The 13,046-nt window shown below is 64.1% G+C and carries 11 protein-coding genes; 4 read left to right on the top strand and 7 right to left on the bottom strand.

Annotated elements, in window-relative coordinates; all coding sequences use genetic code 11:
• The first annotated feature begins 254 nt into the window (after nucleotides 1-254).
• A complete protein-coding gene (locus ACUXV1_RS09520) occupies nucleotides 255-755 on the top strand; it encodes a molybdopterin-dependent oxidoreductase (RefSeq protein ID WP_043640035.1) in 501 nt (166 codons plus the stop codon).
• A 32-nt stretch (nucleotides 756-787) separates the two neighbouring features.
• Nucleotides 788-2,542 carry an ATP-binding response regulator gene (locus tag ACUXV1_RS09515; protein ID WP_194427636.1) on the top strand — a complete coding sequence of 585 codons (1,755 nt, stop codon included), beginning with the start codon at nucleotides 788-790 and terminating at the stop codon, nucleotides 2,540-2,542.
• On the opposite strand, the gene selB is transcribed toward ACUXV1_RS09515, so the two are convergent.
• Both selB and ACUXV1_RS09505 read right to left on the bottom strand, forming a co-directional pair.
• Nucleotides 2,539-4,422 carry a selenocysteine-specific translation elongation factor gene (selB, locus tag ACUXV1_RS09510; RefSeq protein ID WP_446015244.1) on the bottom strand — a complete coding sequence of 628 codons (1,884 nt, stop codon included), beginning with the start codon at nucleotides 4,420-4,422 and terminating at the stop codon, nucleotides 2,539-2,541. The genes ACUXV1_RS09515 and selB overlap by 4 nt on opposite strands.
• A gap of 70 nt (nucleotides 4,423-4,492) precedes the next feature.
• Nucleotides 4,493-5,422, bottom strand: a complete 930-nt coding sequence (locus ACUXV1_RS09505) for a cation diffusion facilitator family transporter (protein WP_043640042.1) — start codon at nucleotides 5,420-5,422, stop codon at nucleotides 4,493-4,495.
• A gap of 166 nt (nucleotides 5,423-5,588) precedes the next feature.
• Here ACUXV1_RS09505 and ACUXV1_RS09500 point away from each other — a divergent pair, with 166 nt between their 5' ends.
• The gene (locus ACUXV1_RS09500; RefSeq protein WP_194427639.1) at nucleotides 5,589-5,921 is read left to right on the top strand and encodes a GlpM family protein; all 333 of its coding nucleotides are present in this window, start codon (nucleotides 5,589-5,591) and stop codon (nucleotides 5,919-5,921) included.
• Here ACUXV1_RS09500 and selA read toward each other — a convergent pair.
• Nucleotides 5,904-7,310 (bottom strand): L-seryl-tRNA(Sec) selenium transferase, encoded by a 1,407-nt coding sequence (gene selA / locus ACUXV1_RS09495; RefSeq protein ID WP_114153440.1) that lies wholly within the window; start codon nucleotides 7,308-7,310, stop codon nucleotides 5,904-5,906. The two genes, ACUXV1_RS09500 and selA, sit on opposite strands and share 18 nt — an antisense overlap.
• Nucleotides 7,311-7,389: 79 nt before the next feature.
• Between selA and ACUXV1_RS09490 the strand changes: the two genes are divergently transcribed.
• The gene (locus tag ACUXV1_RS09490; RefSeq protein WP_446015242.1) at nucleotides 7,390-8,379 is read left to right on the top strand and encodes a serine/threonine protein kinase; all 990 of its coding nucleotides are present in this window, start codon (nucleotides 7,390-7,392) and stop codon (nucleotides 8,377-8,379) included.
• 169 nt (nucleotides 8,380-8,548) lie between these two features.
• Here ACUXV1_RS09490 and ACUXV1_RS09485 read toward each other — a convergent pair whose 3' ends face one another.
• The 4 genes from ACUXV1_RS09485 to ACUXV1_RS09470 form a co-directional block, all read right to left on the bottom strand.
• A complete protein-coding gene (locus ACUXV1_RS09485) occupies nucleotides 8,549-9,751 on the bottom strand; it encodes an EAL domain-containing response regulator (RefSeq protein WP_043640049.1) in 1,203 nt (400 codons plus the stop codon).
• A 13-nt stretch (nucleotides 9,752-9,764) separates the two neighbouring features.
• Nucleotides 9,765-10,868 carry a protein-glutamate methylesterase/protein-glutamine glutaminase gene (locus tag ACUXV1_RS09480; protein WP_043591196.1) on the bottom strand — a complete coding sequence of 368 codons (1,104 nt, stop codon included), beginning with the start codon at nucleotides 10,866-10,868 and terminating at the stop codon, nucleotides 9,765-9,767.
• Nucleotides 10,865-11,389, bottom strand: coding sequence for a chemotaxis protein CheD (locus ACUXV1_RS09475; protein ID WP_043591400.1), 525 nt, complete (start codon nucleotides 11,387-11,389; stop codon nucleotides 10,865-10,867). The genes ACUXV1_RS09480 and ACUXV1_RS09475 overlap by 4 nt, the downstream gene beginning before the upstream one ends.
• Before the next feature lie 75 nt (nucleotides 11,390-11,464).
• Nucleotides 11,465-13,045 (bottom strand): methyl-accepting chemotaxis protein, encoded by a 1,581-nt coding sequence (locus tag ACUXV1_RS09470; protein ID WP_052370715.1) that lies wholly within the window; start codon nucleotides 13,043-13,045, stop codon nucleotides 11,465-11,467.
• Nucleotide 13,046: the final 1 nt, after the last annotated feature.

The following is a 13,046-nucleotide window of genomic DNA, read 5'->3' as shown; positions in this document are numbered from 1 at the left end:
GAAAGCGGCCCTTCAGGGCCGCTTTCGCATTGAGCGCCGCGAGCGACGGCTACTGTCCCATGGTACTGGTCCGGATAGGGGCGGATGGTTTTTTGTCGGGCAGCTTGATATATTGGCCAGAAATATTTTAATGGCATTTTTGTTCTAATTAGATTTAATTGTTTTGCTTGTGAAATCAAAGTTCAAATGTCATGAGCCCGGCGCCGGAAGACGTCGGACGACGGGCACGGGATGAGCAGGGTTGGGAGCGTGGCATGGGGAAGAGCTGGAAGGCGGTCTTGGGCGGAATGGCGCTGGCGTGTTGCATGGCCGCGCTGCATGCCGAACCGGGGCCAGTGGTGTTGACGGTGTCGGGCAAGATCAGCCAGTTCACTAATAAAGAAAAGAATGTGTACGAGTTCCGCGAGCAGGATTTGCAGAACTTCAAGCAGCATTCGGTGGTGACCAAGACCAGCTGGACGCCGCAATCGGTGTTCAGCGGACCGCTGATGCGGGACATCCTGGCCAAGGTGGGCGCCAGCGGCCAGAAAGTGAAACTGCGCGCGCTGAACGACTACGTGTACTGGATAGACCGCCGTGAATTCTACGACTTCGACGTCGTGCTGGCGCGCTCGGTCAACAACAAGCCTTTGGACATCACCAACCGCGGGCCGCTTTGGCTGATGTATCCACTGGACCAAATGCCGGAGGATAAGAAAGGGCCGGTGATGGACGCCAAGCTGGTATGGCAGATCAATCGCCTGGTGGTGTTTTGATGCCGGCCGGTCAGGAGGGCTCGGGACGAGCGATGAACAAATCGATGCTGTCCGGCTGGAAGGGGATTCCGGCGCTGGCCTTGCTTGGCTTTTTGTTGCTCGCCATCGGCGTTTACATGGCGATCGAGCGTTATGTGCCGGCGCGCAGCTTTGAGGGGCGCAGCGAAGATTTGTACTGGTCGGTGGCGCAGATGCAGCTTGAGCTTGAGAAAGCCCGCGCGGACCTGTTGAGGTTGAAGGCGGGGGAAGTCCCCGAGTCGCAAGTGCAATTTCGCTTGGCGGTGGCCAACAGCCGTTTCCTCGATTTCGTCACTCCATCCAAGATGCAGGAGATGCTGAGCCGCGTGGACGGCTTCAAGGGCACCGCCAGCCTGCTGCAGGATTTCTTCGAAGACGAGAATATTCTGCATCCCAGCCTAAGGACCGCGCAGCAGAATATAGACCGCATCGACAGCATCAGGCCTTCGCTGGCGGAGTTCGCGGTTCAGGCGCGCGTGGCCGAGGTGTCGTCCCGCGACGCGCGCAATAAGGATTTGCGGCACAACCAGCAGTTGGTCGCTTCGCTGTGGTTCGCGCTGGGCGGCATTTGCATGGTGATTTTCGTGCTCTTGTACCGCTATCAGGGCGCGCGCCGCGATGCCGCCGCCCGTCAGCAACTATTGGAACAAGAGCGTGAGGCGCATAAGGCCACGGTGAACGCGGAACTGGACCGCACCACCTTCCTCGCCACGCTGAGCCACGAGATCCGCTCGCCGCTGCAGACCATGCAGGTATGCGTGGAGCTGATCGAGCCCGACATTGATCCGGCAGGAAAGGCGGCCAAGGCGGTGGGGCGCTTGAAAACCTGCATGGCGCATCTGATGACCCAGGTGCGGGACATCATGGATATCTCCGCGATCAAAAACATGCAGTTCCGCTTGCATATCAGCGATGTGGATGTGGCGGCGGCGCTGAACGAGGTGATCGACGTGCATCGCGCTCAGCTGGATGGCAAGGGGTTGGGACTGCATGTGCGGCTGGGCGAGTTGCCGCCGAAGGTGAGGTTGGACGGAGACCGTTTGCGGCAGATAGTCGGGAATCTGCTGACCAACGCCATTCGTTACACGGATCACGGGACGGTTACTGTTGAGGCCGGTGTGGACGCCGCCGATGGCCGCAATATTTTGGATATCCGGGTGATAGATACCGGCATCGGCGTGCCTGAGGAGTTTCAATCTCGCATTTTCCAGCCGTTTTTCCAGGGGCATGCGCGTCGAGTGGGCAGCAGCGGGCTGGGTTTGGCGGTGGTCAAGGAGCTGGTGTCGCTGCTGGGCGGCGAGCTGGAGCTGAAGAGCGTGGTAGGCGTCGGCTCCGAATTCATCGTCCGTTTGCCGATTGTGGTGCCCGACCAACTGCCGGGGCCGGAGCGCTCGGTGTTGGTGGTGGACGACGACAAGAATATCCGAGAGCCATTTTCAGATTGTCTGCAGATGAACGGTTACGCGGTGTCCACCGCCAGCTCTGTGGCGGAAGCTTGTCAAAAGCTGCAGCAGGCGAGCTTCAACGTGGTGTTGTTGGACATGCAGCTGGGTAATGAGAGCGGTTATTCAGTGGCGGAAGCGCTGAAGCGCAGCGTGCGCCACCGTGGCGTGAAAATCATCGCGATGACGGCGTATCCGGAAGAGTACGCCGACCCGCGCGCCGCTTGGTTCGCCGCGCGTCTGGAGAAGCCGTTTGACATCAGCCGGCTGCGCGCGGTGCTGGGCCGGGCCTTGGAGTCGCCGCCAGGCCCCGGGCATGCCGGCTAGTCGAACAGCCGGGCTTCGCGCAGAAGGTGTTTGTCGCCCAAGCGACGGGTAAAACCGCAGCGGTCGAAGTATTCCAGGATCTGAATCGCCAGTTTGCGGCCGCAGCCCAACTGATCGCGGAAGTTGGCGGCGTCGGCGTAGCCGACGTCTTGGTTCAGGTTCCGAACGATGGCCGCCATGCCGCGTATGGTCGCGCTGGAGCAATAGCGGTCCCGCACCACGGCGTGGACATGACTTAGTCGTGCGGCTTTGCGCAGCAAGGCGCGCGCCTGTTCTTCTTCCAAGCCGGCAGCCGTTGCCAGATCCCGTACCCAGTGCGCTTGGTTCTCCTCGGCGAAAGCCGGTTCCAATCGCCGCCACTGCGCGGTCTCTTCTGAGCTGAAAGCCAGCACGTGCTCGGGCAGGTGCAGCCAGCCGCGGGTGTTGGCCAGCCTCCCTTCCGCCAGCAACTGATCAATCATCAAGTTGACGGCCGCCTCGCTTTCCTGCGGCAGCGCCAGCCGGCGCGCGCGGCCGCGGCTGGCGCCCAGTTGATCCGGTTGCTGAAGATGCAGCGCCGCCAGCCGTTGCAGCAGTTGTTCTAGCAAACTTGCCCAGTGTTCCGGCGCATAAGCATGTTGGCCGGCGATGCGTAGCGGCGCGGCGCGCAGCAGTTCCGCCAGGCCGGTTTCGTTTAATTGCCGGTCCCAGGCCAGATCGGGCAGGGAAACCGCTTGCCGGCTGAGGCGGAGCCGCAGATTCTCGACATCCTCCATTCCCGCCGCGGCCAGGGCGCGCAGATAGGCCAGCCGTTCGTCGTGTCGCTTGCCGCGGGTGGGCGGTTGCCGCTCCAACACCGTGGCGCAGGCCAGCGTGTGCTGCGCGCCGGCGTCTCGCAGGATTATCCGGTCGCCGTCGGCCAGGTGGAGCGGACGGTCCAGGCTCAGTTCCGCCAACCCCTCGTCGCCGGAATGGAGCTGCGAGCGTTCCAGTAGCGCCACCCGGCCGGTGCAGTGGCTGGCCGCGTGATGGATATGTACGGCCTGCCAATGGCGCAGCGCGGCGTGAAGCCCCGGAGCCAGGCGCAAGCGGACGCTGACGCGGGTGCTCGGTGCCGGGGCCGCTTGCGCCAGCAGCCAGTCGCCGCGCTGAATCTGTTGTTTTTCGATGTCGCCTGCCAGGTTGAGCGCGATGCGCTGCCCCGCCTGGCCTTGCCGCGCCGGCTGGTTTTGCACGTGCAGGCCGCGTACGCGGACTGGAACGTCCTTGCCGCTCAGCCATAGCGTGTCGCCCATGCTGACGCGGCCGCCCCAAGCCGTGCCGGTTACCACAAGGCCGGCGCCGCCTATGGTGAAGGCGCGGTCTATCGCCAGACGGAAGCGCCGTTCCGTTCCCGTCGCGTCGCCGCGCTGTTGCAGCAGTTGCCGCCGTAAATCATCGACGCCGACGCCGGTGCGCGCGGAAACCGGGAGCAGCGCTGTCGCTTGCAGGCCGTGCTCCGTCAGCGTCTGTCGCGCTTCGCTCATGACGCGTTCCAGTGCTTCCGGGCCGACCAGATCGCTTTTGCTGACGGCCACGGTCAGGCTGTCCAGCTGCAGCAATTGCAGAATGGCGAGGTGTTCGCGGGTTTGCGGCATTACGCCGTCGTCGGCGGCGATGACCAGCAGCGCGTGGCGCACGCCGCCTACGCCGGCCAGCATGTTGCCGAGGAAGCGTTCATGGCCGGGCACGTCGATGAAACCGATCGCGCCGCCGTCCGGCGTGGGCAAATAGGCATAGCCCAGATCTATGGTCATGCCGCGTTTTTTTTCTTCTGGCAGACGGTCGGCGTCGGTGCCGGTCAGGGCGTGCAGCAGGGCGGTTTTGCCGTGGTCTACGTGTCCGGCGGTGGCGATAATCATGGCGGGCGAAGCTGAAGGGGTAAAAGGCCAAGTATCGCCAGAAACGGCGGGCTTGGCCATGGGGCCGCGCTCAGCTAGTGGGCGCGGCGTCCGGAAGGTAGTGCTCGACGGGATCGATATGGATCAGCACGTCCAGCACCGGGTGCCGTTCCAGCACATGGTGGCGCGCGGCTTCTGAGATGGCGTGGGCCTGCTCCACGCTGATTGAGCCGTCTACTTCCAGATGCACATCCACTTGGATCAGATCGCCCATCTTGCGAGTGCGCAGGTCATGAACGCCGTGGATGCCGGGGGTGGCCAGCAGGGTTTGGCGGATGGCGGCGACGGCCTCGTCGTCGGCGGCGCGGTCCATCAGGTCATGCATCGCATCCCAGCCGAAGCGCCAGCCCATGCGGGCGACCAGCAGCCCCACCAGCAGCGCGGCCACCGGGTCCAGCAGCGGGTAGCCCATCAGGTTGCCGATAATGCCCAGCGCCACCACGAGCGAGGAGGCCGCGTCGGAGCGCGCGTGCCAGGCATTGGCCACCAGCATGCTGGAGCGCACGCGTTTAGCCACCGCCAGCATGTAGCGGAATAGCGCCTCTTTGACCACCAGGGCCAGCAGCGCCACCCACAAGGCGACGACATGGACGGTGGGGATGGAGGCGGGGTCGTGGAATTTAGCGGCGGCGCTGTACAGCATGCCCAGGCCGACACCCAGCAACAGCAGGCCCAGAACCAGCGAGGCGGCGTTCTCGTAGCGGTGGTGGCCGTAGTGGTGATCGTTGTCCGGCGCTTTGTGGCTGTGTTTGCCGGCCAGCAAGACGACGAAGTCGGCGATCAGGTCGGACAGCGAGTGCAGGCCGTCGGCGATCAAGGCGGAGGAGTGCGCAAGGGCGCCCACCACGATCTGGGTGGTGGAGAGAATCAGGTTGACCGCGACGCTGACGAGCGTGCTGATGCGGCCGGCGCGGCGTTTTTCTACGCTGTCGCCGTCGATGGCGTGATGAGTGTGGGCCATGGCAGTGCAGTCCGGCAGTGGGTGGGATATCGCTATTATCGCATATTGGCTATTAATTTTAAAAAATTGATTGTTTTTATTAATGAGAATGAGAACAAGAATGAACCTCAGCCGTTGGCTGGACGGCTTGTGACACAATCGTGGTTTTCCGCGGGCGGGTAAGGAAATGGCTTTATTGTTGAAAAGCGCCTTGGGCGCGCTGGCGGTCTTGTTGATCAGCGTGTTGGCCAGGTCCAGAAATTACTATATCGCCGGCCTGGTGCCGCTGTTTCCCACCTTCGCGCTGATCGCGCATTATATTGTGGGCAGCGAGCGCGGCGTGGCCGAGCTGAAAACCACCTTGCTGTTCGGCATGGCTTCGCTGCTGCCTTATTTTATTTATTTGTTGGCTTTGTATTGGCTGGTCGACCGTTGGCGCTTGGGCGCGGCCTTGCTGGGCGCGGCGGCATGCTGGGCCATGGCCGCCGGCGTTTTGGTGTGGCTATGGACGCGCCAATGAGCCCAGGTTGTCGATAAAGCCGGTTTCATCCTCCAGGCAGCGCAGGTCCAGCCATAACCGGCCGTCGGCCAAGCGGCCGATCACCGGCCGCGGCAGCGCGCGCAGCGCTTCGGCCAGCCGTTCCAGCGTGCCGCCTCGGCCGTCGGCGGGCGAAACCGCCAGCGCCCAGCTGGGCAAGCGGTCCACCGGTAGCGAGCCGCTGCCGATCTGGGACAGGCAGGCGGCGTCCTCTACCAGATAGTCCGTTCCCAGAGCGGCGGCCAGCGGGGCGCGCAGGCGCTCGGCGCTGGCGCGCATCGTTGTTTGCGGGCGGGTCAGCAGGCGTAGCGTCGGCAGGGTTTCGGGCAGCCGGTCCGGTTCCAGATATAGCCGCAGCGTGGCTTCCAACGCCGCGAGCGTCATTTTGTCGCAGCGCAGCGCGCGTTTGAGCGGGTGTTGCTGAATCTTGTCTATCCATTCGCGCTTGCCGATGATCAGGCCGGCCTGCGGCCCGCCCAGCAGCTTGTCGCCGGAGAAGCTGACCAAGTCTACGCCGGCGGCGATCATCTGCTGCGGCATCGGCTCGTGAGGCAGGCCGTGGGCGGCCAGGTCGATCAGCGCGCCGGAGCCCAGGTCGGTGGCCACCGGCAGGCCGCGTTCGCGCGCCAGTTCGGCCAGTTCCGCCTCCGCCACGCTGCTGGCGAAGCCCTGAATCGCGTAATTGCTGGTGTGGACCTTGAGCAGGAGGCCGGTTTCCGCCGTGATCGCGTTGCGATAGTCCTTCAGGTGAGTGCGGTTGGTAGCGCCTACTTCCACCAGCCGGCAGCCGGCCTGGCGCATCACGTCCGGCATGCGGAAGGCGCCGCCGATCTCCACCATCTCGCCGCGGGACAGAATGACCTCGCGGCCGGCGGCCACGGTGGACAGCATGATGAGCACCGCCGCCGCGTTATTGTTGACCACGCAGGCGGCTTCAGCGCCGGTGAGTTCGCGCAATAGTTCGCTGACCGCCTGGTCGCGGTGGCCGCGGCCGGCGCCTTGCAGGTCGAATTCCAGCGTGGCGGCTTCGCGCATCGCCGCGGTCACCGCGTCCACCGCGGCCTCGGCCATCGGCGCGCGGCCCAAATTGGTGTGCAAGACGGTGCCGGACAGGTTGAACACCGGGCGCATGCGCATGCGCTGACGCTCGGCGACGCGGTCGCCTACCGCGGCGGCCAGGCTGTCGTCGCTGGCGGCCCAGGGCGGCAGCGCGTGCTGTTCGCGTATGGTCCGGCGCGCCTGCTCCAGCGTCTGGCGCACGGCTTCGGCCAGCGCGGCGTTGCCGTGGCGGCCCAGCAGGCGGGACAGACGGTCGTGGCTCAGCAGGCGGTCTACGGAGGGCAGGCGGGTATAGAGGTTTTTCAGATCCATGGGGGCTTCCGGCGCGACGTCAGATTCCTTCATTTTACCCGCTTACGCTTGAGAGCTGCCGGCTGCGTATAATGCCTGGATGCAGACACATCAAACGCCACCCTTCGCCGGTCTCACGCCGGACGCCATTCTCGACGCAGTGGACAGCCTAGGCCTTTTCAGCTCCGGCAGCTTGCTGGCGCTGAACAGCTATGAGAACCGGGTTTATCAGATCGGCATCGACGACGCCGCGCCGCTGGTGGCCAAGTTTTACCGGCCGGAGCGCTGGAGCGACGAGCAGATACTGGAGGAGCACGCGTTTTCGCTGGAGCTGGCGGAACGCGAGATCCCGGTGGTGCCGCCGTTGGCTTTCAACGGCGCGACGCTGCACCATCACGGCGGTTTCCGCTTCGCCTTGTTTCCTCGCCGCGGAGGCCGGGTGCCTGAGCTGGGCGACGCGCGAACCTTGGAGTGGATCGGCCGTTTCCTTGGGCGCATTCACGCCTTGGGCCGAGTGGAGGGCTACGCGCGGCGGCCGGCGCTGGACCCGGACAGTTTTGGCCGCGAGCCGGCGGAATACCTGTTGCGGCACGCGGACTTGCCGCCGGAATTGCGCGAGGTGTTTCGCGGCGTGCTGGAGCAAGCCTTGGCCGGCGTCGACCGCGCTTACCAGCGAGCAGGCGCGGTAAGCGCGCTGCGGCTGCACGGCGATTGCCATGTCGGGAATATGCTGTGGACCGACGACGGCCCGCATTTCGTCGATTTTGACGACAGCCGCATGGGGCCGGCGGTACAGGATTTGTGGATGTTGCTGTCCGGCAGCCGCGAGGAGCAATCGGCGCAGTTGGCCAAGGTGCTGGCCGGCTACGAGGACTTCTGCGAATTCGACCTGCGCGAACTGCATCTGCTGGAGGCCTTGCGCACCCTGCGTCTGATCCATTACAGCGCCTGGCTGGCTCGGCGTTGGCACGATCCGGCCTTTCCGGCCGCCTTCCCCTGGTTCAACAGCCAGCGTTATTGGGAGGAGCAGATTCTGACCTTGCGCGAGCAGATTGCGCTGTTGGACGAGCCGCCGTTGTGGTCGGTGTAAGCGCGATTTTACGATCTTGCGAACCAGAGCGAGACAAGGCGAAAACGAGCGAAAAAGCGGAGTGTACGAGGGGTACATGAGCATTTTGAGTTTGTACTCGCCGTGCAAGGCTCCACGAAGCGCAGAGCAGACTTTGAACAGGCTCTAAGCGCCGGTTCAAAGTCCGGGGTCAGCCGGTGCTGGCCTCCTTATGCTGCTGCATTCTTTCCTTGACCCAGCTTTCAAAGTGGGGCGCGTCCATCGGCTTGGCGATGAAATAGCCCTGGCCCATCAAGCAGCCGCGGTTGCCCATGAAGTCCAGGTCGGTGGTGGTTTCTATGCCCTCGGCCACGGTAGTCAGTTGCATGCGCTGGGCCAGTTCGATCACGCTGTTGAGCACGGCTTCCAGGTGCGGCTTGGTGGACACCGAGGTGACCAGCGATTGATCGATTTTCAGTTCGGTGAACGGGAAACGGGTCAGTTGCTGCAAGGTGGCGAAGCCGGTGCCGAAGTCGTCGATGGACAGGCCCAGGCCGCCCAGCCGCAGCCGGGCGGCGATGCCGATGGCCTCGGCCAGGTTGTCGGCGATCGCGGTCTCGGTCACTTCGAAGATGATGAAGCGAGGCGGCACATGGGTGCTAAGCAGCCGCTGCTCGATTTGCTGTGTCAGATCGTCGCCCTTCAGCGACAGCGCCGACAGATTGACCGATAGCGGCAGCCGCAGCCCGCGACGCGCCCATTCCTGCCATTGCTTCAGGCCTTGGTCCAGCATGCTGAGCGTCAGTTCGGTGGCCCAGCCGCTGGCTTCCACCACCGGGATGAAGCGGGCGGGCGAGACGATGCCGAGCTCCGGGTGCTGCCAGCGCGCCAGCATTTCCGCGCCTTTGAGCAAGCCGCCGTTGAGGGTGACCTTGGGCTGGTAGTAGGGAATGATCTCGCCCTTGTCCAGGGCCTCGCGCACCTCCACCTCGCTGAACAGTTCGGCATGGTGTTCGTCGCTGCCCTTGGGCGTCCAGACCCGTTTGAGCAGGTCCAGCAGCTCGGGCTGGCGCAGCGGCTTCTTTAAGCCGCCCAGCACCGGCAGTCCAAGCTCCCGCCCCATCAGCTCCACGGTGGAGATCAACAGATAGTCTTTGCTGGAAGTGACCACCAGCGGCGCGGTCAGCCCCTCTTTGGCCATGTGTTGCATCACTTGCACGCCGTCCAGTTTGGGCATTTCCAAATCCAGCAGGATCAGGCTGGGCAGTTGCTCGCGCATCCGCTCCAGACCTTCCTCGCCGTTGGCGGCCTGGCGGATCTGCTGCGCGCCCAGGCCTTGGCAGATCTCGCAGCCGTGCTGGCGCTGCAAGGTGCTGTCGTCAATGATCAGGACGTCCTGGATATCCAGTTGCATGGTGTTTCCTCGTTCAGCGGCAAATCGCCTTGGCGATGGTGTCCAGCGACATCACTTCGTCGGCCGCGCCCAGGCGGATCGCTTCCTTGGGCATGCCGAACACGACACAGCTTTCCTCGTCTTGGGCGATGGTCTTGGCGCCGCAGTCGTGCATTTCCTTCAAGCCCTTGGCGCCGTCGTCTCCCATGCCGGTCATGATGATGCCCAGCGCGTTTTTGCCGGCGAACTTGGCGGCGGAGCGGAACAGCACGTCCACCGACGGCTTGTGGCGGCTGACCAGCGGTCCATCCACCACTTCCACCAGATAGAAGGCGCCGCTGCGTTTGATCATCATGTGCTTGCCGCCGGGTGCGATCAGCGCGCGGCCCGGCAGGATGCGGTCGCCGTTGCTGGCTTCCTTGACTTCGATCTGGGACAGGCTGTCCAGCCGCTCGGCGAAAGAGCGGGTGAATTTTTCCGGCATGTGCTGGACGATGGCGAGGCCGGGGCAGGTGCGCGGCAAAGCGGTGAGGACGGTTTCCAAGGCCTGGGTGCCGCCAGTGGAGGTGCCCACGGCAATGATGCGTTCCGTGGTGGCGAACATATTGCCGCCGGTGGGCGCGGACAGGATGGCGTCAGCGGACAGCTTGGGCCGGGTTTCCAGCGGGTTGGGTGTTGGCGCCGGGCCGCCAGAGGGCGCTCCGCCGCCGGCGGAGGGCATCACCCGCACTCGGTTCATTCGGGCGGCGGCGGCGCTGCGCACCGCATGCACCAGTTGGCTGGCGCTCTCTTCGAGAAAGCCCTTGACCCCGGCCATGGGTTTGGCGATTACCTCCACCGCGCCGGCGGCCATCGCCTGCATGCTGATGTCGGTGCCTTTTTGCGTCAGCGACGAGCAGATCACCACAGGCGTCGGCCGGCTGGCCATCAACTGCTTGAGAAAGGTAATGCCGTCCATGCGCGGCATCTCGATGTCCAGCACGATGACGTCCGGCCATTGCTGTTTCATTTTTTCCATCGCGGCGATGGGGTCGGTGGCCACATCCATCACCGTCATGCCGGTTGCCTGGCTGAAAACCTGGCTCAGCACTTGGCGAACCACTGCAGAGTCGTCCACGATCAGCACTTTGATAGTCATGCCCGAGTCCTTGCCTTATGGTGTGCGGAGATCTTGCTCATGTCCGCGTCTTGCGTTTGTTTTACCCACACATCGCCCGTGGCCAGATCGAACATTACCAACCGCGGGCTGTTGCCGCCCAAATCCTCCGCATGCACGGATAGCCCGAGTTGTTTCACCAACTGGTAGGCCATGTCGATATTGCGCGACGGCACGTCGTGCGGCTGATCGCGTTCGATGCCGGCCAGCACCGCGGCTCCACCCACCAGCTTGGCGTGGAATTCCTGCAAGGGCAGTCCGGAGTTCAGCACCTCGTGCAGCATCAACAGCATGGCTTCGTCGCCGTAGCGGCCCGACAATGTCGATGCCCTGCGGTCGGTGCGCCGAGCCAGCAGGTAGTGGCACATCCCTCCGATTTTGGCTTTGGGATGCCACAGCGTGATCGAGACGCAGGAACCTAGCAGCGTGCGGACCTTGTGGTGCTTGTCGCCGAAGTACCAATCGCCGGGATGAAGGAAAATATCGACGTCTTGTTTTGTCATTACCAGGGCCTTTGTGCCGAAGGTGGCCAAGCGACCGGTTCATTCGTTTTAATGTAGATCAGTTGCCGCGCCGTTTCAGGGTGGATTCGACGCGCTCTCCGTCTCCGCGCTTGTCTCCTGAATCAGAAAGTAAGCGATTTGCTGTTGCAGACGCGCCGCCTGTTTGTGCACTTCGGCGGCGGTGGCCGCCAGCGCTTCGCTGTTGGAGGTGTTGCGCTGGGACACCTCGCCCAGGTGCTCCATCGCGTCGCGGACTTGGGATATGCCGCGCGCCTCTTCCCGGCTGGCGGCGCTGATGCCGCCCACCAGTTCCGCGGTGGCCGCGCTGCGTTCCAGAATGCCGGACAGCGCGCGCGCGGCCTGACGCGCTTCATGGCGGCTGTGCCGGGCCAGTTCGCTGATTTCCCGGGCGGCGTGATGGCTGCGTTCGGCCAGCTTGCGCACGTCGCCGGCCACCACGGCGAAACCATGGCCGTGCCGGCCGGCGGTGGCGGCCTCTATGGCGGCGTTGAGCGCCAGCAAATTGGTTTGGTAGGCGATGTCTTCGACGGTTGCGATGCGCTCGGCAATCTGTTCCAGCGCGTTTTCCGCGGTCTGCACCGCTTGTTTGCCGTCAGCCACCTGGCGCGCGGCGTCGTGCGCGGCGGCGTTGGTCAGTTCGGCCTGAGCCAGGTTGCCTTGGCTGACGTCGTGCATTTGAGCGCAGGATTGGGCGGTGGCGCTCACGCTGAGCGCGGCGGCCCAGCTGTTTTGCGCCAGCGCCTCGGCGGTGGCTCGGATTTCGCGGGCGCTGTCGGCCAGTTGGTCGGCGTTGTGACGCACGTCTTGGATGATGTCGCTCAGGTGGCGGCTGCTGTATTCCAAGGTGGAGTGCACGCTGCGGCGCGTTCCCGCGGGCAGCTTGCCGCCGCGCCATAGCCGGCCGGCGGCCATTTCGCGCATGCGTTCGGCCAGCTCGTCGGGCTCCGCGCCCAGGATGCGCCACAGGTTGCGGTGAATGGCCCAAGCCAGCAGCAGGCCTGCCAGCGCGCTGCCTCCGGCCAGCGTCAGCAACAGCGTTTTCAATTCCCGGCCGCGGCTCTCCGCTTGCAGGGCGGCTTGTTGCTGCAAGGCGTGGGTTTCGGTCCGCAGCTTCCGCAAGGCGGCGAGGAAATTGGGCGTAGCGTGGCCCAGGACTTTGCGCGCTTCGTATTTTTGGTTGGCGGCGGCCTGGCGCATCGCCTGGTCCAACTGGATGAAGGCCTCTATGCGGCGATTTTGCAGTTGCCGCAGGGCCTGTTGCAGGCTGGCCCGGCCCGGCGCTTGTTGACGGGCGATGCCGTCGGCCAGGCGCTGCTCCAGCTCCAGGTAGCGGTTGCGCGCGCTCAAATAGCGTTCGCGCCAGGTGTCGATGTCGCGGCGGGAGGAGACGATGATCAGCGAGCGGTAGTCGATGCGCATTTCCTGGATCTGGACCTGCATGCGGTCGCTGAGCCGGGCGTGGCGGCCATAGACTTGGGTGATCTCCTCCAATTGAACGTGGAATTGTTCCAGGCCGTACAGCCCCGCGCCAATCAAGGCCAGCAGCAGAAACAGCAGCGCGCCGAAGCCCAGTTTCAACTGCCGGGAGACGGACAGAAAACTTGGGCCGGGCGCGGAGGCGAAGTGGGCCGGCATG

It is taken from the genome of Chromobacterium sp. W521, assembly GCF_052805975.1.
This window is presented reverse-complemented; position numbering and strand designations above follow the sequence as displayed.

What these genes read in the sequence shown, in the direction of transcription:
- ACUXV1_RS09520 (WP_043640035.1), top strand. Translation starts at nt 255, where the DNA reads ATGGGGAAGAGCTGGAAGGCGGTCTTGGGCGGAATGGCGCTGGCGTGT.
- ACUXV1_RS09515 (WP_194427636.1), top strand. Translation starts at nt 788, where the DNA reads ATGAACAAATCGATGCTGTCCGGCTGGAAGGGGATTCCGGCGCTGGCC.
- selB (WP_446015244.1), bottom strand. Translation starts at nt 4,422, where the DNA reads ATGATTATCGCCACCGCCGGACACGTAGACCACGGCAAAACCGCCCTG.
- ACUXV1_RS09505 (WP_043640042.1), bottom strand. Translation starts at nt 5,422, where the DNA reads ATGGCCCACACTCATCACGCCATCGACGGCGACAGCGTAGAAAAACGC.
- ACUXV1_RS09500 (WP_194427639.1), top strand. Translation starts at nt 5,589, where the DNA reads ATGGCTTTATTGTTGAAAAGCGCCTTGGGCGCGCTGGCGGTCTTGTTG.
- selA (WP_114153440.1), bottom strand. Translation starts at nt 7,310, where the DNA reads ATGGATCTGAAAAACCTCTATACCCGCCTGCCCTCCGTAGACCGCCTG.
- ACUXV1_RS09490 (WP_446015242.1), top strand. Translation starts at nt 7,390, where the DNA reads ATGCAGACACATCAAACGCCACCCTTCGCCGGTCTCACGCCGGACGCC.
- ACUXV1_RS09485 (WP_043640049.1), bottom strand. Translation starts at nt 9,751, where the DNA reads ATGCAACTGGATATCCAGGACGTCCTGATCATTGACGACAGCACCTTG.
- ACUXV1_RS09480 (WP_043591196.1), bottom strand. Translation starts at nt 10,868, where the DNA reads ATGACTATCAAAGTGCTGATCGTGGACGACTCTGCAGTGGTTCGCCAA.
- ACUXV1_RS09475 (WP_043591400.1), bottom strand. Translation starts at nt 11,389, where the DNA reads ATGACAAAACAAGACGTCGATATTTTCCTTCATCCCGGCGATTGGTAC.
- ACUXV1_RS09470 (WP_052370715.1), bottom strand. Translation starts at nt 13,045, where the DNA reads ATGCCGGCCCACTTCGCCTCCGCGCCCGGCCCAAGTTTTCTGTCCGTC.